The organism is Kitasatospora sp. NPDC096128 (genome assembly GCF_040303105.1).
In the GTDB taxonomy this organism is placed as follows: Bacteria; Actinomycetota; Actinomycetes; order Streptomycetales; family Streptomycetaceae; genus Kitasatospora.
This window is the reverse complement of sequence record NZ_JBEOSP010000010.1, coordinates 183,367-205,631: the sequence shown is the minus strand read 5'-3', so window position 1 is coordinate 205,631 and position 22,265 is coordinate 183,367. Positions and strand designations below refer to the sequence as shown.

The window sequence follows — 22,265 nt, the reverse complement described above, 5'->3', positions numbered from 1 at the left end:
CCCTCCTCAGCGGGGGTAGCGGCGCATGTGCGCGGGCAGCGGGACGGACGGGTCGTGCGGCTCGGGGGCGCCGTAGGTGGTGCTGACCGGGACGAGGCCGGACCAGTGCGGCAGGTCGGCGTCGGCCGGGTCGTCCTGGGCGCCGTCCGAGCGGGTCTTCGCCGAGACCTCGTCCAGCTCCAGCCGGACCACGGCGGTGGCGGCGAGCTCCTTGGGGTTGGCCGGGCGGATCTCGCCGGAGCGGCCGGGGACGACCTGGTCGACCAGGGCGGCCAGCGCGACGTCCAGCTCCTCGGGGTCGGTGACCTGGTACGCGGTGCCGTGGGCGACCACCGAGCGGAAGTTCACCGAGTGGTTGAACGCGGACTTGGTCAGCACCAGGGCGTCGACGTGGGTGACGGTGACGCAGACCTGCATGCCCTGCTCGTCGGCGGCGCCGCGCAGCGGGCGGCTGCCGGTGGAGCCGTGGACGTAGAGCCGGCTGCCGACCCGGGCGAAGACCGTGGGCAGGACGACCGGGGCGCCGTCGACGACGAAGCCGAGGTGGCAGAGGTAGGCCTCGTCGAGGATGGCGTGGATCGCCTCCCGCTCCCAGGTGGCGCGGTCCTTGTAACGGGTGGGGGTGGTGCGGGGGGTGCGGGCGTAGACAGGGGCCTCGGCGGTGGGGGCGGTCGGCCCGGCGGAGTCCGCGGCGGTCTCCGGGCGTGTTTCCGGACCGGCGCCCGGGTTCTCTTCCGGGTTCACTTCCGGCGTGGTCGACATGACAACCCCTATGTACTAGTGCATAATCTTGTTTGTGCTAGGAGACTATCCGTTCAAAGGGCGACGCGCCAGCGAAATCGCGGCCCACATCGAACAGGGCGTGAGCAGCGGCCGGCTCGCACCCGGAACCGCGCTCCCCCCGCTGCGCGACCTCGCCGCCGAGCTCGGCGTCAACCCCAACACCGTGGCCGCCGCCTACCGGCTGCTGCGCGACCGCGGCGTGATCGAGACGGCCGGCCGCAAGGGCAGCCGGATCCTGCCCCGGCCCGCGCTCACCACCCGCGACCAGATCCGCATCCCGGTCCCCGCGCGGGCCCGCGACCTGTCCACCGGCAACCCCGACCCGGAGCTGCTGCCCGACCTCGCCCCGGCCCTCGCGGCCGCCGCCGCGGCCGCCCGGGCCGAGCCCGTGCTGTACGGGCACCCGCAGAACCACCCCGGCCTGCTCGAACTCGCCCGCACCTCCTTCGAGGCCGACGGACTGCCCGGCGGCCCGATCGCCGTCGCCTCCGGCGCGCTGGACACCATCGAACGCGCGCTCGGGGCGTGGCTGCGCCCCGGTGACGCGGTCGCGGTCGAGGACCCGGGTTGGGGCAGCCTGCTCGACCTGCTGCCCGCGATGGGGCTGCGGCCGGTGCCCGTCCGGCTGGACGACGAGGGGCTGCTGCCGGACGCGCTGGCCGCCGCGCTGGCCGACGGCGCCCGTGCGGTGGTGGTGACCAGCCGGGCGCAGAACCCGACCGGTGCCGCCGTCAGTGTGGCCCGGGCCGCGGCGCTGCGGGCCGTCCTGGCCGAGCACCCCGGGGCGCTGCTGATCGAGGACGACCACGGGCACGGCATCGTCGACCAGCCGTACCACCCGCTGGTCGGCGCCGGGTCGAGGCACTGGGCGGTGGTGCGCTCGGCGGCCAAGGCGTACGGGCCGGACCTGCGGGTCTCGGTGATGGTCGGCGACGAGGAGACGGTCGGTCGGGTCGCCGGGCGGCTGCGGCTCGGCGCGGGCTGGGTCAGCCACCTGCTCCAGGGCACCGTCGCCGAGCTGTGGCGCGCCGACGCGGCGCCGGCCGCCGAGGTGGCTGCCGCCTACCGGGCGCGGCGCGGCGCGCTGCTGGCGGAGCTGGCGGCGCGCGGCATCGAGGCGCACGGGGAGAGCGGGCTGAACGTCTGGGTGCCGGTGCCGGACGAGACCTCGGCGCTGGCGGCCCTGGTGCAGCGCGGCTGGGTGGCGGCGCCGGGGGCGCGGTACCGGATCCAGTCGCCGCCCGGGCTGCGGTTCACCGTCGCACGCCTCGACCGGGCGGGCGCAACGGGCCTGGCCGACGATCTGGCCGCGGTGCTGGGAACGGGCGGTGCCGGCACCAGACTGGTCTGAACCCGTCGGTAACAAAGCGGGAAACCTGCTGCACGTACCTAGCGGTAACCGGCGCGGCCATGCCATCTTCCAAGCGCCACCGGCCGGCGGCCCACCCCACGTACGCGTCTTCCCGTCCCCGAACCGCGGGGAGACCGAGCCGCAGGAGTTCCGCCGTGCCCGAAAACAGTTCGAGCAGCACCAGCAGCACCCCTCGACTCGCCAGACGGCTGCTCATCGCGGCCGCCGCCCTGCCACTGGCCCTGGCCGGGCCGGCCTTCGCCGCTCCCGCCTCGGCGGCCCCGGCCGTCCCGGCCGCGGTGCCCAGTGGGCCGACCGCCAGCGTCACGCTCGGCGACAGCTACATCTCCGGCGAGGCCGGCCGCTGGAAGGGCAACTCGGCCGACTCCAGCGGGAGCCGGAGCGGCACCGACCGGGCCTGGACCGGCAGTTCGTACGACCCCTCACTGGTCTACGGCCCGACGGCGGCGAGCGGCTGTGACCGCTCCGACGTCGCCGAGGTGCTCGGTGCCCAGGGGGTCGCGCAGCAGCAGATCAACCTGGCCTGCTCGGGCGCCGTCACGGGCAACATCTTCCGCGCCTCCAACGGCGGGCAGTCCCTGAAGGGGGAGGCCCCGCAGGCCGACCAACTCGCCACCGTGGCGGCCCGGAACAACGTCAAGCTGATCACGCTGTCGATCGGCGGCAACGACCTCGGCTTCTCCGGGATCATCTCCGACTGCGTGCAGGACTACCTGGTCTGGTACTCCTACTGCCACGACTCGGCGCAGTCCCAGATCGACTCTAAGATGCCCGCTGCGATGTCCGGGGTCGGCAAGGCGATCGACGAGATCCGGGCCGTCATGACCGGCGCGGGCTACGCGCAGTCCGACTACCGGCTGGTGCTGCAGTCCTACCCTTCGCCGATCCCGCGCAGCGCCGAGATGCGCTACCCGGAGAGCGGCTGGAGCCGGTCGGACACCGGCGGCTGCCCGTTCTGGGACGGGGACGCCGACTGGGCGCGCGACTCGATGGTGCCGCAGATCTCCAAGGCGCTGGCGGGAGTCGCGGCCGCCAAGGGGGCGCAGTTCCTGGACCTCTCGAACATGCTCCAGGGCCATGAGGTGTGCTCCACCTCCGCGCAGCAGCCGACCGCGGGCTCCGGCCCGTCCGCGACCACCGGCGAGTGGGCGCGCTTCCTGGACGGCGGCCTCAACACCACCCAGGGCGTGCTGCAGGAGTCGATGCACCCCGACTACTACGGGCAGCAGGCGCTCGGCGCCTGCCTGAGCCGGCTGTGGGCCCGGCCGACCGGCAACTACGCGTGCAACAACACGGCCGGGCAGGACGCGAGCGGGATGTACCTGACGGCGGAGTGAGCCGGACGTGCCGCCGCCCCTCGCCCCCTGTCCGGTCGGCGAGGGGCGGCGGCACGACTTCGCGGCGTTCACGGCCAGGTCGGGGGCGGTCCGGGCCCCGGGGCGGCCGGGCGGCGTCGCCACCGAGGCGTAATCGCCGCCGGGCGAGGTAAGTATCAACCTGATCACACGAGTTGGCATGCATCTGATCGAAGGGCTGTCCTGCCGTCGGGCGACGCATTGTCGGCCGCTGCCGCCATCTCCCGCCACCCTCGCGCCCAGGAGTGACCGCCATGCCCACTGCCCCGCAGCGCCCCGACACCGACGGCGAGCGCCCCATCGTGGTCATCACCGACCACAGCTCCGACGAGGGCAGCAGCGCCGTCCTCGAAGCGGCGGTCGAACGGCTCACCGGTACCACCGCGACACCTGTCGACGCGCGCCGCTTCATGACCGGCGGCACCGGCCGCGCCGAGATCCGCCACGGCCGCCTCACCCTGCGTCTCGCCGAGGACGGCCCCACTCTCACCCCCGACGCGGTGATCGTCTACGAGATCCCGCCGGGCGACCGCCACCGCTTCGAGGACTTCCAACGCGTCCTCGCCCGCAGCGACACCGCCCGCCTGGGCGCCGCCGACAGCACCGCCTGGCGCAACGCCACGGACAAGAGCCGCACCGTCGAACGCTTCGCCCGGCACGGCATTCCGCACGCCCCGACCATCACCCTGCACGCGCCGGACCGGGCGGCGGCGCTCGACGCGTTCCGCCGCCTGGGCGGCGACGTGTGGACCCGGCCCGCCACCGGACTGGGCGGCAACGGCGTGTTCCACGCCACCACCACCGCCCAGCTCCTGGCCGCCCGCGACCACTACGCCACCACCGGCCAGAAGTGGCAACTGTCCCGCGACGCCCGCAACTTCGATGCCCGGGGTCGCCGCCACCAGCTGCGCGTCGTCGTGCTGGGCGAGCGTGTGCTGCGGGTCTGCGAGCATGTCCAGGAGGCGCTCGACGAGCCGTGCAACGAGGCGCGCGGCGCCCGCTCCACCGTGCTGCCGCCCGAGGAACTGCCGCAGCGGCTCGCCGAGTTGGCTGTTTCCGCGACCCGTGCGCTGGGATTGTCCTTCGGCGGCGTGGACCTCGCCGTCGAGGACGGCGGATGCGTCTTCGAGGTCAACGTCCACCCGGTGATCAGCGGGCCCGGTGCGCTGGAGGGCGTCGCCCTGCCCATGGTCCGGGCCCACCTGGCGAAGGGCTCGGCGCCCCGGCCGGACCACCGGGCGGCGCGGTAGCGGGGGAGCCGCGGGCCCGGACCCCGCTCAGCCCTTGGCGAGCAGGGACTGGGCGTGGGCCTGCACCTGATCCTTCGTCAGATACGCGTCGGTGTACTCGAAGTCCTGAAGCCGGGCGGGCTGGCGGGCGAGGAAGCCGGTGCGGACGAAGTCGTCCCCGGCGGTCGCGTTGAGCAGCCAGTTCGCCCCGACCCGGAACTTGGCGGCATTGGTGCGCATCGCCATCAGGTGGTAGCCGCGGGCCACCAACTGGGCGGGAATGCCGCGCAGTTCGACGCCCATCGGCTTGGACACCGCGTCCTTGCCGCCGAGGTCGACCACCAGGCCGAGGTCCTTGTGGTAGTACGGCTCCAGCGGCTGGCTGCGCAGCGAGGCGATCACGTTGTCGGCCACCGCGCGGCCCTGCCGGGCCGAGTGCTGGGCGGTCGGCGGGCAGACCGCGCCGTCGCCCTTGGCGAGGTCGGGGACGGCGGCCGCGTCGCCGAGTGCGAACACGCCCTCGAACTGCGGCACCCGCATCTCCGCCGTCACCGCCAGCCGGCCGCGGACCGTCTCCGCGTCCAGGGTGCCGATCAGCGGGCTGGCGGCCACCCCGGCGGTCCAGATCAGCGTCCGGCAGGGGATCACCCGGCCGTCGGTGAACTTGACCGTCTCGGCGCCCACTTCGGCCACCGAGACGCCCAGGGACACCTCGATGCCGCGGTCTCGCAGCACCTCCAGGGCCGCCGTGCCGAGGGCGTCGCCGAGCTCGGGCATCAGCTTGGGGGCGATGTCGATCAGGTGCCACTTGATCTGGCGGGCGTCCAGCCGCGGGTAGCGGTGGGCCGCGGCGGTGGTGAGGCGCTGCAGGCAGGCGGCCGTCTCGGTGCCCGCGTAGCCGCCGCCGACCACCACGAACTGCAGCCGGGACTCGCGCTCCCGCTGGTCCAGGGTGGCCGAGGCGAGGTCGAGTTGGGCGATCACGTGGTCGCGGACGTAGGCCGCCTCGGCCAGCGTCTTCATGCCGCGGGCGTAGTCGGTCAGGCCGGGGATGTCGAAGGTGCGGGTGACGCTGCCGGGGGCGAGCACCAGGACGTCGTACTTCTGCGCGACCACCTCGTCGGTGATCTTGCGGACCACGCACACCCGGGAGGCCGGGTCGACGCCGATGGCGCCGCCGGGGACGATGTGGGTACGGCGCAGGCTCCGGCGCAGGGAGACCGCCACCGACTGGGGGGTGAGGACGCCGGCCGCGACGTGGGGGAGCAGGGGGAGGTAGAGCTGGTAGCTGAACGGTGTGACCAGCGTGATCTCGGCCTCCGACGGCGAGAGCTTGCGTTCGAGGCGGCGGGCGCACTCCAGGCCTGCGAAGCCGCCACCCACGATCAGGATCCGAGGTCGTTCCATCGCTCATCCCTTTGCCGTGCAGGTCGTACCGGAAGGCCCCCATTACTGTCCGCCACACTCGCACGGAGCAGCGGGGGCTGCCACCGGGGTGGGGCGGAGGGGGGAGGAGGGGAGAGAGGAAGGGGAACAGGTCGGGGTGCGGGGGCCGGGCGGGTGGGGCACCGATAGGCTGTCGGGCGTGCTCCCCGAGGTGACGGCGGTCCGGTATGTGACGCCACTGCGAGAAGGCGGCTCGATGCCGGGCCTGGTCGAGGCCGACGACCGGCGGCTGTACGCGCTGAAGTGGGTCGGCGCGGCGCAGGGCCGGAAGGCGTTGGTCGCGGAGGTGCTGGCCGGGGAGCTGGGGCGGCGGCTCGGGCTGCCGGTGCCGGAGCTGGTGACGATCGACCTGGACCCGGTGCTCGCGCGCAGCGAGCCGGACCACCAGGTCCAGGACCAGATGCGGGCCAGCGGCGGGACCAACCTCGGGATGGCCTTCGTCAGCGGCGCGCTGAACTTCGACCCGCTCTGCTTCGAGGTGGACTCCGAACTGGCCGGGCAGGTGCTCTGGTTCGACGCGCTGATCGGCAACGTCGACCGGTCCTGGCGCAATCCCAACCTGCTGGTGGCGACCGGCGGGCTGCGGCTGATCGACCACGGCGCGAGCCTGATCTTCCACCACAACTGGGCCGGCGCCGCCGCCTGGGTGCGTCGCCCCTACGACGCGTCCGATCACGCGCTGCTGCGCGCCCGGCCGGACGTGGCGGCGGCGGACAAGGCGCTCGCGCCGCTCGCGGAGGCGGCGGTCGAGGCGGCGGTGGCGCAGATTCCCGAGGTGTGGCTGGTGGACGAGTTCGGGTTCGACTCGCCCGAGGACGTGCGCGCCGCGTACCGCGCCCAGCTGACCGATCGACTGGCCGGTCCGCGGGACTGGCTGCCGGAGGTGTCGGCATGACCGAGCCGCTGTCGGCCGCACTGCCGGCCGTCGTGGAGCTCCACGACTACGAGTACGCCGTGATCCGGGCGGTGCCGCGGGTCGAGCGGGGTGAGTGCGTGAACGTCGGGGTGCTGCTGTACTGCCGGCAGAGCGCCCATCTGGCGGCGCGGACCCACCTGGACCAGGCGCGGCTGCTGGCGCTGGACCCGGTGGCGGACGTGCAGGGGGTGCGGCGGGCGCTGCAGGGGATCGAGGCGGTCTGCCTGGGCGGGCCGCAGGCCGGTCCGGCGGCCTCGGACAGCCCCGGGCAGCGGTTCCGGTGGCTGACGGCGCCGCGCAGCGCGGTCGTCCAGCCGGGACCGGTGCACACCGGGCTGACCGCGGACCCGGAGGTCGAGCTGCGGCGGCTGTTCGACCAGCTGGTGCTCTGATCCTGCCGGGTCCGGCGGTGCCGTCCGGCCGTTCGGCGGTGCCGTTCGGCGGTACTGTGGGGCGGCTCGCCGACGGTTGCCGTGGTCAAAGCTTGAGTTACTGAAGCACTCGGCCGTACGCTGACCCCATGGGTTCGACCTCGACGACGACCGTACCGACCAACGCCGAGCTGATGGAGGCGTTGGCCGCCGTGGGCGCCGCGTACTTCCAGGACTTCGCGGCGGCCGCGGCCCGGCACGGGCTGTCCTCCTCCCAGGCCAAGGCGCTGGGCTCGGTGCAGGAGCCGGTGCCGATGCGGGCGCTGGCCGGGCGGCTGGGCTGCGACGCGTCGAACGTGACCGGGATCGTGGACCGGCTGGAGTCCCTGGGCCTGGCCAACCGGGAGGCGGCGGCCGGTGACCGCCGGGTGAAGATCGTGGTGATCACGGCCGAGGGCCGGGAGATCCTGAACCGCATCCGCGGCGAGATGGCCCGCACCCACCAGGCCTTCGAGGCGATGACCGACGAGCAGCGGATCGCCCTGCACTCGATCTGCGGGCAGGTCCTGCCGGTGCTGGCCGGCCGCGCTGGCGGCTCGCTCCAGTAGCGCCTGCCCGGACCGGCCGTTCGCCGCTGTGCTCAGAGCGCCCCGGTCTGTGCGCGGAGCACCCCGGCGAGGTCCGGCGGCAGCGGCCGGTGGTGCAGCAGCGTGAGCGTGCGGGTGGCGCGGGTGAGCGCGACGTAGAGGTCCCGCGGGGCCAGCGCGGCCGGTTCGACCACCACGACGTGGTCGAACTCCAGCCCCTTGGCCGCCGCGACCGTCAGCGCGCCCAGGGCCTCGGCCGTCCGGTCCGCCGCGATCACGCCCGAGGTGCCGAGGGCCGCGGGCAGGCGGGCGAGCGCGGTGGCGAAGTCGCCGTCCGGTACGGGAACGGCGCGGGGCGGTTCGCTGCCCGGGCGGACGGACTCCGGCGGCTGCTGTCCGGGGGCGGCGGTGCGCAGCACGGCGGCGGCGAGGGCCATGATCGGTGCGGGCGTGCGGTAGTTGACGGTGAGCCGCTCCTCGCGCCAGCGGCCGGGCACCAGCGGGTCGAGCACCTGGGCCCAACTGCGGGCGCCGGCCGGGGATCCGGTCTGGGCGAGGTCGCCGACGATGGTGAGCGAGTTGGTCGGGACGCGCCGCAGCACGGTGCGCCAGGCCATCGCGGAGAGCTCCTGTGCCTCGTCCACCACGACGTGGCCGTACGCCCAGGTGCGGTCGGCGCCGGCGCGTTCCGCGGTCGAGCGGTACGGGCCCTCGGACCGGAATCGGTCGGCCAGTGCGGCGGCGTCCAGCAGGACGTCGTCGGTCTGCCCGGTGATGGTCAACACGCCCTGGGCGAAGGCGAGTCCGTCCGAGTCCTGGGCCTCGTCGCGGTCGGTCGGGCGGAGGTCGCCGAGGAGTTCGGCGGCCTCGTCGAGCAGCGGGACGTCCTCGGCCGTCCAGGGCGAGCCGGGCGGGCGGAGCAGTGCGCGGGCGTGTTCGGGGGTGAGGGCGGGGGCGAGCCCGGCGAGCAGCTCCCGGTCGGTGCAGAGCCGTTCGAGCAGCTGTTGGGGGGTGAGGGCGGGCCAGAGCGGATCGAGCGCGGCGCGGACGTCCGCGCGGTCCCACAGCTCGCGCGGGGCGTAGTGCGCCTCCTCCGCGTCGTACGGGCGGCCGAGGGAGAGCGCCTGGGAGATGGCCAGGGCGTCCAGCAGGGTGCGCAGGTAGTGGGTGCGGGCCCGGTTGTGGGGTGCCCGCAGGCCGCGGGCGGCGTCCCGGGCCTGGGCGCAGGCGCGGGCGGAGACCCGCAGCCCGTCGCCCAGGTCGATGCCCTCGGCGGGGGCCGACTGGTGGGCGGCGACGGCGCGCCGGAGCACCTCGGCCATCCACGGGCCGCCCTTGGCGACGGCCGCGGCGGGGGTGTCGGTGCCGGTCGCGGTGACGCCGGGGAAGAGCTCGCCGACCGTGCGCAGCACCACCTCGGTCTCGCCGAGGGCGGGCAGCACCTCCTCGATGTAGCGCAGGAAGCCGGCGGTGGGGCCGATCACCAGCACGCCGCGGCGCTCCAGTGCGGCGCGGTGGGTGAACAGCAGGTAGGCGGCGCGGTGCAGGGCGGCGAGGGTCTTGCCCGTCCCGGGCCCGCCCTGGACGACCAGGGCGCCGGGCAGCGGGGAGCGGATCACCCGGTCCTGGTCGGCCTGGATGGTGGCGACGGCGGTGCCCATCCGGTCGGTGCGGTCGCGAGCGAGGGCGGCGAGCAGGGCGGCCTCGCCGACCAGGGCGCGGCGGCCGGACTCGTCGATCCGGGCGAGGTCGAGCGCCTCGTCGTCCAGGCCGGTGACGGTGCGGCCCTCGGTGTGCAGGTGGCGGCGGCGGACCACGGTGCCCGGGTGGGCGGGGGTCGCGGTGTAGAACGGGCGGGCTGCGGGGGCGCGCCAGTCGAGCAGCAGCGGTTCGCACGCCTCGTCGGTCAGGCCGGTGCGGCCGATGTAGCGGACGGTGCCGTCGCGTTCGTCGAGCCGGCCGAAGCAGAGGCCGCGCTCCACCGCGTCGAGCCGGGCGGCCGTCCGGGCGGCCTCGCGGGCGCGGACCTCGCGTTCCAGCCGGGCCTGGTGGGTGCCGCCGGCCTCCGCGCCGTCGTGGGCGTGGTCGCGGGTGCGGAGGGCGCGCTCCCGGGCGGCGTCGAGGTGGGCGTAGAGCCGGTCGAGACCGGCCTGTTCGCTGTGCAGGGCCTCGGCGAGGGCGGGGTCGGGGACTCCGGTGGGTGCTGGTGTTCCGTTCATCGGTGTGGTATCCTTGCGGTGAGGAGTTTATGAGGATTCATCCGATGGTGGTTCAACCGGCCCAGCCTACCCCATCCGCCGACGTTCGGCGTGACCTCGGCTGTTAGGCTTGCGAAGCGTGAGCGCGAAGCCCCAGATCCCCAATGTCCTGGCCTCCCGGTACGCCTCGGCGACCCTGGCCCAGCTGTGGTCCCCCGAGCACAAGGTGGTCCTCGAGCGCCACCTGTGGCTCGCCGTCCTGAAGGCCCAGCAGGACCTCGGTGTCGAGGTGCCCGCGAACGCCGTCGCCGACTACGAGCGGGTGGTCGACCAGGTCGACCTCGGCTCGATCGCCGCCCGTGAGCGGATCACCCGCCACGACGTGAAGGCCCGGATCGAGGAGTTCAGCGAGCTCGCCGGCCACGAGCAGATCCACAAGGGAATGACCTCCCGGGACCTGACCGAGAACGTCGAGCAGCTGCAGATCCGCCAGTCCCTGGAGCACGTCCGGGACCGTACGGTCGCCGTGCTGGTCCGCCTGGCCGACCTGGCCGCCCAGCACTCCGAGCTGGTCATGGCCGGCCGCTCCCACAACGTGGCCGCGCAGGCCACCACCCTGGGCAAGCGCTTCGCGTCGATCGCCGACGAGCTGCTGGTGGCCTTCCGCCGCCTGGAGGAGCTGATCGCCCGCTACCCGCTGCGCGGGATCAAGGGCCCGGTCGGCACCGCCCAGGACATGCTGGACCTGCTCGGCGGCGACACCGGGAAGCTCGCCGAGCTGGAGCGCCGGGTCGCCGGCCACCTCGGCTTCGACCACGTGCTGACCAGCGTCGGCCAGGTCTACCCGCGCTCGCTGGACTTCGAGGTGCTCACCGCCCTCGTCCAGCTGGCCGCCGCGCCGTCCAGCCTGGCCAAGACCATCCGCCTGATGGCCGGCCACGAGCTGGTGACGGAGGGCTTCAAGGAGGGCCAGGTCGGCTCCTCCGCGATGCCGCACAAGATGAACACCCGCTCCTGCGAGCGCGTCAACGGCCTGGCCGTCATCCTGCGCGGCTACGCGTCGATGACCGGCGAGCTGGCCGGCGACCAGTGGAACGAGGGCGACGTATCCTGCTCGGTGGTGCGCCGGGTCGCGCTGCCGGACGCCTTCTTCGCCTTCGACGGCCTGCTGGAGACCTTCCTCACCGTCCTGGACGAGTTCGGCGCCTTCCCGGCCGTGGTCGAGGCCGAGCTGGACCGCTACCTGCCGTTCCTGGCCACCACCAAGGTGCTGATGGGCGCGGTGCGCGCGGGCGTCGGCCGGGAGACCGGCCACGAGGTCATCAAGGAGCACGCCGTCGCCTCCGCGCTGGCGATGCGCGCCGGTGCCCGGGAGAACGAGCTGCTGGACCGCCTCGCCGCCGACGAGCGGATCCCGCTGGACCGGGCCGCGCTGGACGCGCTGCTGGCCGACCGGCTGTCCTTCACCGGTGCGGCCGGGGCGCAGGTCGCCGAGGTCGTCCGCCAGGTGGAGGCCGTCGCGGCCGCCTACCCGGCGGCGGCCAAGTACACCCCCGGCGACATCCTCTGACGAGGAGTCAGCTCTCCGACGAGGGCCCTGCCGCCGTTCCGGTGGCGGGGCCCCCGTGCGTTCGGGGGCGGCCCGGGTCGAGCGGCGGGGTCGTGGTGGCGCAGGGCCAGTCGCAGTTCGGCTCGGCCACCGGGTGCTCCTCCTCGGGCGCGAGCACGTTGCCCCGGACGGTGGTGAAGGCGATCAGCCCGCCGGCGGTCAGCAGGCCGGCGCAGATCAGCATCGCGGTGTGGAAGGCGGAGTCCACCGCGGACGGCACCCGGTAGGCGTCGCCGCTCAGCCCGGCCAGCGCCGGCAGGGCGGCCACCGCGAGCAGGCCGGCCGCGCGGGCGGCGGCGTTGTTGACGCCGCTGGCGATGCCCGCGTGCCGCACCTCGACGGCGGCCAGCACGGTCGCGGTCAGCGGCGCGACCAGCAGGGTCATCCCGGAGCCCATCACGGCGACCGCGGGCAGCACGTCCGCCCAGTAGGAGGAGCCGGGGCCGGTGCGCAGCATCAGCAGCACCCCGGCGGCGCACAGCAGCGGGCCGACGGTGAGCGGCAGGCGCGGGCCGATCCGCTTGCCGAGGCGCCCGGCGCGCGCGGACAGGGTCAGCATCAGCACCGTGATCGGCACCAGCGCGAAGCCGGAGACCAGCGGGGAGAAGCCCGAGACGATCTGCAGCTGCACCACCAGCAGGAAGAACACCCCGCTGAAGGCCGCGTAGACGCAGAGGGTGACCAGGTTCACGGCGGTGAACAGCCGGGAGGAGAACAGTCCGAGCGGCAGCATCGGGTCGGCCGCGCGCCGCTCGACGGCCACGAAGGCGGCGGCCAGCAGCAGGCCGATCGCGCCGGTGACCCAGACGGCGGGGGACAGCCCCTCCCCGGCGGCGGTGAGCGCGTAGGTGATCGAGCCGAGGGCGAGGGCGGCGAGCAGGGCGCCGGGCACGTCGAAGCGGCCGGTGGCGGACTCGTCCCGGCTCTCCGGGACGTAACGGGAGGTCACCGCGATCACGGCGGCGGCCAGCGGCAGGTTCAGCAGGAAGATCCAGCGCCAGCCGGGGCCGTCCACCAGCCAGCCGCCGAGGAAGGGGCCGACGGCCGCCGACACCCCGCCCAGGCCGGACCAGAGGCCGACCGCCGCGGAGCGGTCGTCCGGATGGAAGACCGCCTGGAGCATGGCGAGCGAGCCCGGGGTGAGCAGCGCCCCGCCGATGCCCTGGACGGCGCGGGCGGCGATCAGCACGTGGATGGTCGGGGCGGCGGCGCAGGCCGCGGAGGCGACGGCGAACCAGACCACGCCGATCAGGAAGACCCGGCGCCGCCCGTAGCGGTCGCCGAGGGCGCCGCCGAGCAGGATCAGGCCGGCCAGGGTGAGCAGATAGGCGTTCAGGGTCCATTGCAGGGAGGCGAGGGAGGCGCCGAGGTCGGCGCCGATCCGGGGCAGGGCGACGTTCACCACCGTGCCGTCGAGCATCGCCATGCTGGAGCCGAGCACCGTTGCGAGGAGTACCCAGCGACCCTGTGCGGTGCCGAGGCGCAGAGTGCCGGCTTGAGAGGTGGCCACGGGCCGAATCCTGCGCCCGCCGGGGCGTACGTGACAAGGGTCACCGGGTGGTGTGTCGGCCGGTGGCGGTGCGTGAGCGAATGGTCGCGCAGGGGTGGGGCGGTCGGCGCAGAGTCGCGGAGCAGTGGCTCCGGGTGAATGGATTGTGCACGCACGGTGCAGCGGATCATTCGGAGGGTGACCCTGGCGGCGGGGTTGGTTGCGGGTTCAAGAGATCGACATTGCTTCACCTGAACGGATGAGTTTTAGTTCAGCGACCGCCCGGCCAGCCCGGGCGGATCCACCGGGTGGAACGCCGAGTCCTGCCGCTGCCCGGTGGCTCGCACCGAACTCTGTACGGCAGGAGCGGGGGACCCACAGGTAAGTCGCCGGACCGGAGTTCGCGCCTTTTCAGGGCGCGGACGACCAGGACCGGCTTGGGGTGAAGCCGCGCATGCGGCCGGGCAACTCCAGCCCGAACCCGACAGCTCACCTCGCAGGCGTCGGAGAGGAAAATTCCATGCCTGCACAGGCTCGTCGTATCGCCCTGCCCCGTGCCGCCCGCATCGGCATCGCCACCGCCGTCACCGGCGTCTCGTTCGTCCTGCCGCTCGTGACCGCGATGAGCGCCCAGGCGGACACCGCCCCGGCGGCCGCCAGCGCCCCGGCCGCCCCGGCCGCCCCGGCCGCTTCGCAGGCCGCCGCTCCGGCCGCCGTCCAGGGGAGCTACCGCGTCGTCAGCGGTGACACGCTGTCGCAGATCGCCGACAGCAAGCACGTCGAGGGCGGCTGGCACGCGCTGTACGAGCAGAACCGCTCGGTGGTCGGTGCCGACCCGAATCTGATCTTCCCCGGTCAGCAGCTGGCCCTCGCGGGCCACGCCGCTGACGCCGCGAAGCCCGCGGCCCCGGCTGCCGCTCCGGCTCCGGCGAAGCCGGCCAAGCCCGCGGCTCCGGCCGCTCAGGTGCAGGTCCGGACCGAGGCCGCCAAGCCGGGCGCCCAGCTGCAGACCCAGGTCCAGACCGCCGCCCCGGCCCCGGCCGTCACCGCCGCCCCGGTCGCCGCCACCTCCGGCTACGTCGCCCCGGTCGCCAACCCGGTGCTGGGCGAGGCCTACGGCGTGGCCGGCTCGATGTGGGCCTCCGGCCACCACACCGGCCAGGACTTCGTCGCCTCGACCGGCACCCCGCTGCGCGCCGTCGCCAACGGCGTGGTGGTGAAGGCCGGTTACGACGGTGCCTACGGCAACGAGGTCGAGATCCGGCTTGCCGACGGCAAGTACGCCCAGTACGCGCACCTGTCCTCGATCGGCGTGAGCGTCGGTCAGAGTGTCACCGTCGGCCAGCAGCTCGGCCTCTCCGGTGCGACCGGCAACGTGACCGGCCCGCACCTGCACTTCGAGATCCGTACCGGTCCGGAGTACGGCTCGGACATCGACCCGGTCGCCTACCTGCGGGCGCACGGCGTCGCGCTCTGACCCACCGGGTCCTTCCGCGGGATCCTCTGAACCACCGCTGATGCGGGGCGAATCGACCGCCTGGGATGGTCATGTCGGGTGACCGCTCGACCGGGTGATCGCCGCACCAGTGGACTCGGGCGCGGGACACGCCCATGGCCGGCCCGGCCGTGCGAGACACCTCTCGCGCGGCCGGGCCGGCTGCTTCCGTTTCCGGCCCGGGGTGTCCGAGGTGTCAACCCCGGTGTCGGGCCTGCCTGTTGACGCTGCCTGTGGGCCTCCAGCGCTGTGCCGACCCTGGCGGGCGGCCAGTCAGTGCCGGTGGTCAGTCAGTTCCGGCGGGCCGGCAGGCCGTGTTCGGCGGCGGTGAGCAGGTCGTGCATCCGGTGGCCGAAGTCCTCGGTGTCGCAGGCGGGTTCGGGGAAGACCAGGCGGACGTCGCGGTGGCCGTGGGAGTGGTCCAGGCGCAGCACCAGGCCGTGGCGGTCCAGGGCGAGCGGGCGGACGTCCGGGTGGTGGGCGAGCAGGGCCGGGTCGAGCAGTCGGGTGAGCAGGTCGAGGGCGTCGGCGTGGTCGTCGGCCAGGTGGGTGAGCAGGGCTGCCTCGTGGCGGGCCAGCGGGTCGGGGGTGGCGAGCGCGAGGTCGGCGGCGGTGAGCGCGCCGGTGCTGTACGGGGTGGCGAGGACGGCGTGGGCGACGTCGACCCACAGGTGGACGCTGAGGCCGTCGTCGGCGAGGTGGGCCAGGTGCAGCCGACCGGCCAGGGTGAGCCGGGCGCGGACGCGGTCGCGGACCGCGACGGGGGAGACGTCGGTGACGTCGAGCACGACGGCCAGTCCGTCGGCGGCGCCGGCGGCCGCCGCGACGAGCGGGGCGTCCAGCGGGACGCGCAGGCGCAGCCGGGAGCCGTGGAGGGAGACCGGGGTGTCCAGCTCGTGGTGCTCGCCGAGGGCGCGGACGGTGAGCGAGGAGGTCGCGCTGAGCAGGCTGTGGACCCGGTCGGCGGTGGTGGGCTCGGGCACCTCGGCGTCGCGCATGGACGGACCTCCTTCGAGTTAGGTGAGCCTAACCTAATGTTTGCGGGGAGGCGTGGCAAGTGGGCGGCGGGTCGTGCCGGAGTGCGCCGAGAGCCCGGACGCGGGGTGGCGTCCGGGCTCTCCGGGTGCGGTGGCCGGGGGTCAGGCGATGACGGCCTGGGCGTCGATCTCCACCAGCATCGGCTCCTGGGGCAGTTCGACGAAGATGGTGGTGCGGCAGGGCTTCACCCCGCCGGGCTTGATGTTCTCCTCGATGAACTCGGCGTAGACCTCGTTCATCAGCGGGAAGTCGGCCCGCTTGGTGAGGTAGACGCGGAACATCACCACGTCCTCGACGGTGGCGCCGCCGGCCTCGACGATGGCCTTGACGTTCTCCAGGGTGCGGCGGGTCTGGGCCTTCACGTCGCCGTGGTGGACGTACTCGCCGGTCGCCGGGTCCTGCGGGCCCTGGCCGGAGACCTGGAGGATCGGTCCCTTGCGGACGCCCTGGGAGAACATCCAGGCGGGTGCGGGGGCGCCGTCGGTGCGGATCTCGGTCTTGTCGGAGGACATCGGGTTCGGGCTCCTTGTATTCGGTGACGGACCGTCAGTTGTGCTCGGGGCGGCCGCAGTCGGCCGAGACGGCGCGGGCGGTGGCGAGCAGCTGGGGGAGGAGTTCCAGTACCTGCTCGTACGGGAGGACGACGTCCGGGACGGAGATGGAGGCGGCGGCGACCACCCGGCCGCTGGCGTCCCGGATCGGGGCGGCGACGCAGTTGATGAAGGCCTCGTGCTCGGCGTGGTCCTGCGCCCAGCCCTGGGCTGCGACCTTCTCCAACTCGGCGAGCAGCGCCTCGGGCGTGGTGAGGGTGCGTTCGGTGTGCGGGGTGAAGTCGATCCCGGCCGCCACCCGGCGGCGCTCGGGCAGCGGGAGGTCGGCCAGCAGCACCTTGGAGACGGCCGCGCTGTGCAGGGCCGCGCGCAGGCCGATCCGGGAGTACATCCTGACCGGGTGGCGGGAGTCGAACTTGTCGATGTAGACCACCTCGCCGCCCTCGTAGGCCGCCAGGTGGACGGTCTGTCCGGTGGCGGCGTTCAGCTCGGCGAGGTGCGGGGCGGCGATCCGGCGCACCCCGCGCTGCTCCAGGGCGAGGCCGGAGAGGGCGAACAGGCCGGCGCCCAGGTGGTAGCGATAGGCCGCGTCGCGATAGACGAAGCGTTCCTCCTCCAAGCTCTGGAGCAGCCGGAGCACGGTGGTCTTGTGCACGCCGAGGACCTCGGCCAGCTGGTCCAGGGAGCGCTCGCCCTCGCCGAGCTGGGCGAGGATGCGCAGGGCGCGGGTGACGGTCTGGCTCATCGGGCTCCGGTCGGGTGGCGGGGGTCGGCGCTCATCGTGCCCGGGCCCGATCGGGTCGGGTCCCGGTCTCCGCCGGTGCCTGGGCTCCGGTCCGGGTCCAGGGCCGGGCGGCGGGCAGGGCCGGGGAGGCGATGCCCCGGGCGGTGACCCGGGTGGCGGCCCAGTCGGCGGGGGAGGCGTCGAGCAGGGCGGTCAGTACCGGGGCGGGCGGCAGCTCGGCCTGGTCGCCGTGGGCGGTCAGCGCGCAGGCCGCGCTCAGGTGGCCGAGCCGGAGCCGGCGGCGCTGGTCCAGGGCGTGCAGGGTGCCGGCCAGGTAGCCGGCCGCGAAGGCGTCGCCGGCGCCGGTGGCCTCCACCACCTCGACGGTCAGGGCCGGTTCGGCGACGGCCGAGCCGTCCCGCTCCAGCGCGGTGACCACCCGGGCGGCGTCCTTGACCACCACGGTGGCGGGCGAGGGGAAGCGGCGGCGCAGCGCGGCGGGCTCGCCGGTGCCGAAGGCGGCCTGGGCCTCGTCGGCACCGAGCAGCAGCAGGTCGGCGGCGTCCAGCAGCGGCGGCAGCACGGCCGGGTCGCGGTCCCGCCAGAGCGCGGGGCGCCAGTTGAGGTCGAAGCTGACCAGCCGCCCGGGGCGGCGGTCGGCGAGCAGTGCGCGCAGCAGGGCCAGGCAGTCGTCGGAGAGCGCCGCGGTGATGCCGGACAGGTGCACCAGCCGGGCGCCGGTCAGCAGGCGGTCGGTGGTCGGGTCGGCGAGCAGGGCCGGGGAGAGCGCGGCGGCCGCGGAGCCGCGCCGGTGGTAGTGCAGCCGGCTGCGGCCGGGGCCGAGGTCGTGCCGGTGGCCGGTGGTGCCGCCGACCTCCTTGAGGTACAGGCCGGTCGGGCGGTGCGGGTCGACGGTGACGCCGGAGACGTCCACGCCGCGGGCGGCGACCTCGGTGAGCAGGCGGCGGCCGAAGCCGTCGTCGCCGACCCGGCTGATCCAGGCGGTCGGCACGCCGAGCGCGGCCAGCGCCCCGGCCACATTGGACTCGGCGCCGCCGACGGACAGCCGGAAGGTGTCCACGGCCTCCAGCGGGCCGGGGTGGTCGGGCAGCAGTACGGCCATCGACTCGCCCACGCACACGGCCGTCGGTGGCGGACCGGGGCGGTTCGGCCCCGGGGTGTCCTGTGGCGGCATCTGCTGGGCTCCTCGTCTGCGGCCGGTCGGCGGAGCGCGGGCCGACCGGGGGTGACCGGCGGTCGGTCGGGGGCGACCGGCGGCCGGTTCCGTTGACCGTGATCCGGCGCCGATGCTAGAACCGTGGTGCCAACATGTGCAACCCTCGTTGCGCATGTTGCAACCTGATGAATGGAGGGCATGGTGGAGCAGACGTTCGCGAGCAGTGCCGACGGACCCGGCATCGCCGAGGGAGCGGTGGCCGCGCTGGCCGACGAGGTCCTCGACTGGCGCTTCAAGGCCGCCCCGCCGGAGAGTTGGGGGCGCACCACCCGCGACTGGCTCGCCACCGGACCGACCCTCTCCTCCCTCAGCACCCCGCTGCTCACCCTCGACGGCGCCGCGCTCGACCACAACGTCCGCACCATGGCCGACTGGTGCGCCAAGGCGGGCGTCGCGCTCGCGCCGCACGGCAAGACCACCATGGCGCCCGAGCTGTGGCAGGCCCAACTCGCCGCCGGCAGCCACGGGATCACCCTCGCCAACCTGCCCCAGGTACGGGTCGCCCGTGCCTTCGGCGTCCAGCGGATCCTGCTGGCCAACACCCTGCTCGACCCGGCCGGGCTGGCCTGGCTCGCCGCCGAGCTGACCGCCCACCCGGGCTTCGCCTTCCTCTGCTGGACCGACTCCACCGAGGGCGTACGGCTGATGGACGAGGCGCTGCGCGCCGCCGGGGCCGAGCGGCCGGTCGAGGTGCTGGTCGAACTCGGCGGCCCGGGCGGGCGCACCGGCGTCCGCGGCGTGGACGCCGCCGTCGAGGTCGCCGCCGCCGTGCTGCGCGCGCCCACCCTGCGGCTCGCCGGCGTCGGCGGGTACGAGGGCGCCCTCGCGCACGACGCCACCACCGAGGGGCTGGCCACCGTCCGCGGCTACCTGACGGCGCTCGGCGAGCTGCACGGCCGGCTCGCCGGGGCCTACCCGGACGGTGCGCCGCCGGTGGTCTCGGCCGGCGGCAGCGCCTACTTCGACCTGGTGGTCGAGGAGTTGGCCGCCCTGCCGGAGGCTTTGGTGGTGCTCCGCTCGGGCGCGTACATCGCCCACGACGACGGGTTCTACCGGGGCATCTCGCCGCTCGCCCGAGGCGGCGGGGAGGCTCCGTTCCGCGGCGCGCTGCACGGCTGGGCCCGGGTCGCCTCGCGGCCGGAGCCGCAGCTGGCGCTGCTGGACGCGGGCAAGCGCGACCTGCCCTTCGACGAGGGCCTGCCCGAGCCGCAACTGGTGCGCGGCGGAGCCGGGTTGACCGGCACCGCGGCCCGGATCACCGCGCTCAACGACCAGCACGCCTTCCTCCGCGACGCGGGCGACCTCGCACCGATCGGCGCGGTGCTGCGGCTCGGCGTCTCGCACCCGTGCACGGCCTTCGACAAGTGGACGGCGCTTCCGGTGCTGGACTCCGCGGACGCCGCCGAACCGAAGGTCACCGGGCTGGTCAGGACCTTCTTCTGATGCCGGTGGGGGAGAGAGCGACCGTCTTCGAGGGGGCGACCGTCTTCAAGGGGGCGACGGTCGTCGACGGGACGGGCGCCGACCGGTACCGGGCGGACGTGCGGATCGCCGACGGCCTGATCGCCGAGATCGGCGCGGGCCTCGGCGGGCCGTCCGAGGTGGACGCCGACGGGCTGGTGCTCGCCCCCGGCTTCATCGACATGCACGCCCACTCCGACCTCGCCCTGCTGCTCGAACCCGAGCACCCGGCCAAGGTCACCCAGGGCGTCACCTGCGAGGTCCTCGGCCAGGACGGCCTGTCCTACGCCCCGGCGGACGACACCACCCTGCCCGAACTGCGCCGCCAACTGGCGGGCTGGAACGGCGATCCGGCGGACTTCGACTGGGACTGGCGCGACGTCGCCGGCTACCTGGACCGGATCGACCGCACCCGGATCGCCGTCAACGCCTGCTACCTGGTCCCGCACGGCTCGCTGCGGATGCTCGCCATGGGCTGGGACGACCGCCCGCCCACCCCGGCCGAACTCGACCGGATGCGGCAGGTGTTGGCGCAGAGCCTGCTGCACGGGGCGGTCGGCATGTCGAGCGGCCTCAGCTACACCCCCGGGATGTACGCGGACACCGCCGAGCTGGTCGAGCTGTGCACCGTGGTCGCGGCCTACGGAGGCTTCCACGCGCCGCACCAACGCTCGTACGGGCGCGGCGCATTGGAGGGCTACGCGGAGATGGTGGAGATCGCCCGGCGGTCCGGCTGCGCGCTGCACCTGACCCACGCCACGATGAACTTCGACGTCAACCGGGGCCGGGCCGGGGAGTTCCTGGAGCTGGTCGACCGGGCGCTCGCGGACGGCGTCGACCTCACCCTGGACAGTTACCCCTACCTGCCCGGCTCGACCACCCTGGCCGCCCTGCTGCCGAGTTGGGCCACCGAGGGCGGACCGGACGCGACCCTGGCACGGCTCGCCGACCCGGGCGACCGCGAGCGGATCCGGCACGCGATGGAGGAGCAGGGCAGCGACGGCTGCCACGGCGTGGTCGCCGACTGGTCGACCGTCCAGGTCTCCGGCGTCCGGTCGGCGCGGCTGGCGGGGGTGGTCGGCCGGACGGTCGCCGAACTCGCCGCCGAGCGGGGGACCGGCGGGACGGAGGTCTTCCTCGACCTTTTGCGCCGGGACGAGTTGGCCACCACCATCCTCCAGCACGTCGGGCACGAGGAGAACGTCCGGGCGGTGATGCGCCACCGCGCCCACACCGCGGGCAGTGACGGGCTGCTCGTCGGGGCCCGGCCGCACCCGCGCGCCTGGGGCACCTTCCCGCGGTACCTCGGCCACTACGGACGGGAGTTGGGAGTGCTCACCCTGGAGCAGGCGGTCGCCCGGATGACCGGCCGGCCCGCCGCCCGGCTCGGGCTGGACCGGCGCGGCCGGATCGCCCCCGGGTACCACGCCGATCTGGTGCTCCTCGACCCCGAGCGGGTCCGGGACGCCGCCACCTTCGAGCAGCCCCGGCTGCCCGCCGAGGGGATCGAGTACGTGTACGTCAACGGCACCGCCGTCGTCCGGCAGGGTCGCACCACCGGCGCCCGCCCCGGGCGCGCCCTGCGCCGCACCGATCGAGGGGCGCAGGCCCGATGAACGCCGGTCCGACGAGCGCAGGCCCGAGGGACGCCGGCCCGACGAGCGCCGGCCCGACGAGCGCAGGCCCGATGAACGCCGGCCCGATGAACGCAGGCCCGAGGGGCGCAGACCTGATGAACGCCGTGAACGGACTCTCCGAGCTGTGGAACGACCCGGTGATCGCGGTGGTCCGCGCGCCCCGGATCCCGGACGCCGCCGCGCTGTGCGCCGCCCTCGCGGAGGGCGGCATCAACTTCACCGAATTCACCTACACCACACCGGATGTGACGGACCATCTGGAACTGGCCTCGGCGGCCGGGTGGCGGGTCGGGGTGGGGACGGTGCTGACCGCCGAGCAGGCCGGGCGCGGGATCGACGCGGGGGCGTCCTTCCTGGTCACCCCCGGCTGCCGGCCCGAGGTCGCGGAGGCCGGGCGGGCCCGCGGGGTGCCGGTGGTGCTGGGGGCGCTGACCCCGACCGAGGTGGCCCGGGCGGTCGACCTGGGTGCCGCCGCCGTGAAGATCTTCCCGGCCCGGTCGTTCGGTCCCGGCTACTTCAAGGACCTGCGCGGCCCGTACCCGGACGTGCCGCTGGTGGCCTCCGGCGGGGTGAACGCGGGCAACGCGGCCGAGTTCCTGGCGCAGGGGGCGCTCGCGGTGTGCGCGGGGACGGACGTCGTGCCGCCGGCGGCGGTGGAGGCGGGGGACTGGGCGGAGATCACCCGGCGGGCCCGGGCGTTCACCCGGGCCTGCGCGGCGGGGGCGTAGCGGCTTCTGCGGAGCGGGTCCGGCGAGGGTTCGGTGAAG

General features: G+C 74.6%; 19 protein-coding genes and 1 riboswitch. Of the genes, 11 read left to right on the top strand and 8 right to left on the bottom strand.

Features of this window, described 5'->3' with window-relative positions; genetic code table 11:
• Positions 1-6 precede the first annotated feature (6 nt).
• Positions 7-762: a pyridoxamine 5'-phosphate oxidase family protein gene (locus ABTY61_RS14505; RefSeq protein ID WP_350505301.1), complete on the bottom strand. Its 756-nt coding sequence runs from the start codon at positions 760-762 to the stop codon at positions 7-9.
• A 34-nt stretch (positions 763-796) separates the two neighbouring features.
• Between ABTY61_RS14505 and ABTY61_RS14500 the strand changes: the two genes are divergently transcribed.
• The 3 genes from ABTY61_RS14500 (at position 797) to ABTY61_RS14490 (ending at position 4,760) form a co-directional block, all read left to right on the top strand.
• Entirely contained in the window at positions 797-2,134 is a 1,338-nt protein-coding gene (locus ABTY61_RS14500; RefSeq protein ID WP_350505300.1) for an aminotransferase class I/II-fold pyridoxal phosphate-dependent enzyme, read from the top strand.
• A gap of 155 nt (positions 2,135-2,289) precedes the next feature.
• Positions 2,290-3,492: a GDSL-type esterase/lipase family protein gene (locus ABTY61_RS14495; RefSeq protein WP_350505299.1), complete on the top strand. Its 1,203-nt coding sequence runs from the start codon at positions 2,290-2,292 to the stop codon at positions 3,490-3,492.
• 272 nt (positions 3,493-3,764) lie between these two features.
• Complete coding sequence (locus ABTY61_RS14490; protein WP_350505298.1) at positions 3,765-4,760, top strand: ATP-grasp domain-containing protein; 996 nt, start codon at positions 3,765-3,767, stop codon at positions 4,758-4,760.
• A gap of 27 nt (positions 4,761-4,787) precedes the next feature.
• Here ABTY61_RS14490 and ABTY61_RS14485 read toward each other — a convergent pair whose 3' ends face one another.
• Entirely contained in the window at positions 4,788-6,146 is a 1,359-nt protein-coding gene (locus ABTY61_RS14485) for an NAD(P)/FAD-dependent oxidoreductase (RefSeq protein ID WP_350505297.1), read from the bottom strand.
• Positions 6,147-6,324: 178 nt separating this feature from the next.
• Here ABTY61_RS14485 and ABTY61_RS14480 point away from each other — a divergent pair, with 178 nt between their 5' ends.
• The 3 genes from ABTY61_RS14480 (at position 6,325) to ABTY61_RS14470 (ending at position 8,080) form a co-directional block, all read left to right on the top strand.
• The gene (locus tag ABTY61_RS14480) at positions 6,325-7,080 is read left to right on the top strand and encodes a HipA family kinase (protein WP_350505296.1); all 756 of its coding nucleotides are present in this window, start codon (positions 6,325-6,327) and stop codon (positions 7,078-7,080) included.
• Positions 7,077-7,493 carry a DUF3037 domain-containing protein gene (locus ABTY61_RS14475; protein ID WP_350505295.1) on the top strand — a complete coding sequence of 139 codons (417 nt, stop codon included), beginning with the start codon at positions 7,077-7,079 and terminating at the stop codon, positions 7,491-7,493. The genes ABTY61_RS14480 and ABTY61_RS14475 overlap by 4 nt, the downstream gene beginning before the upstream one ends.
• A gap of 128 nt (positions 7,494-7,621) precedes the next feature.
• Positions 7,622-8,080, top strand: coding sequence for a MarR family winged helix-turn-helix transcriptional regulator (locus tag ABTY61_RS14470; RefSeq protein WP_350505294.1), 459 nt, complete (start codon positions 7,622-7,624; stop codon positions 8,078-8,080).
• A 32-nt stretch (positions 8,081-8,112) separates the two neighbouring features.
• Here ABTY61_RS14470 and ABTY61_RS14465 read toward each other — a convergent pair whose 3' ends face one another.
• A complete protein-coding gene (locus ABTY61_RS14465) occupies positions 8,113-10,278 on the bottom strand; it encodes a HelD family protein (RefSeq protein WP_350505293.1) in 2,166 nt (721 codons plus the stop codon).
• 109 nt (positions 10,279-10,387) lie between these two features.
• Between ABTY61_RS14465 and purB the strand changes: the two genes are divergently transcribed.
• Positions 10,388-11,827, top strand: coding sequence for an adenylosuccinate lyase (purB, locus tag ABTY61_RS14460; protein WP_350505292.1), 1,440 nt, complete (start codon positions 10,388-10,390; stop codon positions 11,825-11,827).
• A gap of 7 nt (positions 11,828-11,834) precedes the next feature.
• Here the strand turns inward: purB and ABTY61_RS14455 are convergent, their stop codons facing one another.
• Entirely contained in the window at positions 11,835-13,376 is a 1,542-nt protein-coding gene (locus ABTY61_RS14455; protein ID WP_350505291.1) for an MFS transporter, read from the bottom strand.
• 313 nt (positions 13,377-13,689) lie between these two features.
• A riboswitch (cyclic di-AMP (ydaO/yuaA leader) is annotated at positions 13,690-13,873 on the top strand.
• Between the two features lie 2 nt (positions 13,874-13,875).
• Here ABTY61_RS14455 and ABTY61_RS14450 point away from each other — a divergent pair.
• A complete protein-coding gene (locus tag ABTY61_RS14450) occupies positions 13,876-14,832 on the top strand; it encodes a M23 family metallopeptidase (RefSeq protein ID WP_350505290.1) in 957 nt (318 codons plus the stop codon).
• A gap of 308 nt (positions 14,833-15,140) precedes the next feature.
• Here ABTY61_RS14450 and ABTY61_RS14445 read toward each other — a convergent pair whose 3' ends face one another.
• From ABTY61_RS14445 to ABTY61_RS14430, 4 genes are all read right to left on the bottom strand, one after another.
• On the bottom strand, positions 15,141-15,848 hold the full coding sequence (locus ABTY61_RS14445) for a DUF2470 domain-containing protein (RefSeq protein WP_350505289.1): 708 nt from the start codon (positions 15,846-15,848) through the stop codon (positions 15,141-15,143).
• A 141-nt stretch (positions 15,849-15,989) separates the two neighbouring features.
• Positions 15,990-16,400, bottom strand: a complete 411-nt coding sequence (locus tag ABTY61_RS14440) for a RidA family protein (RefSeq protein ID WP_350505288.1) — start codon at positions 16,398-16,400, stop codon at positions 15,990-15,992.
• A gap of 34 nt (positions 16,401-16,434) precedes the next feature.
• Positions 16,435-17,184 (bottom strand): IclR family transcriptional regulator, encoded by a 750-nt coding sequence (locus ABTY61_RS14435; protein WP_350505287.1) that lies wholly within the window; start codon positions 17,182-17,184, stop codon positions 16,435-16,437.
• 31 nt (positions 17,185-17,215) lie between these two features.
• Positions 17,216-18,358, bottom strand: a complete 1,143-nt coding sequence (locus ABTY61_RS14430; protein ID WP_350505286.1) for a sugar kinase — start codon at positions 18,356-18,358, stop codon at positions 17,216-17,218.
• Positions 18,359-18,538: 180 nt separating this feature from the next.
• Here ABTY61_RS14430 and ABTY61_RS14425 point away from each other — a divergent pair, with 180 nt between their 5' ends.
• From ABTY61_RS14425 to ABTY61_RS14415, 3 genes are all read left to right on the top strand, one after another.
• Complete coding sequence (locus ABTY61_RS14425) at positions 18,539-19,843, top strand: type III PLP-dependent enzyme domain-containing protein (RefSeq protein ID WP_350505285.1); 1,305 nt, start codon at positions 18,539-18,541, stop codon at positions 19,841-19,843.
• Positions 19,844-19,848: 5 nt separating this feature from the next.
• Positions 19,849-21,477 (top strand): N-acyl-D-amino-acid deacylase family protein, encoded by a 1,629-nt coding sequence (locus ABTY61_RS14420; RefSeq protein ID WP_350505284.1) that lies wholly within the window; start codon positions 19,849-19,851, stop codon positions 21,475-21,477.
• A 116-nt stretch (positions 21,478-21,593) separates the two neighbouring features.
• On the top strand, positions 21,594-22,226 hold the full coding sequence (locus tag ABTY61_RS14415) for a bifunctional 4-hydroxy-2-oxoglutarate aldolase/2-dehydro-3-deoxy-phosphogluconate aldolase (protein ID WP_350505283.1): 633 nt from the start codon (positions 21,594-21,596) through the stop codon (positions 22,224-22,226).
• Positions 22,227-22,265: the final 39 nt, after the last annotated feature.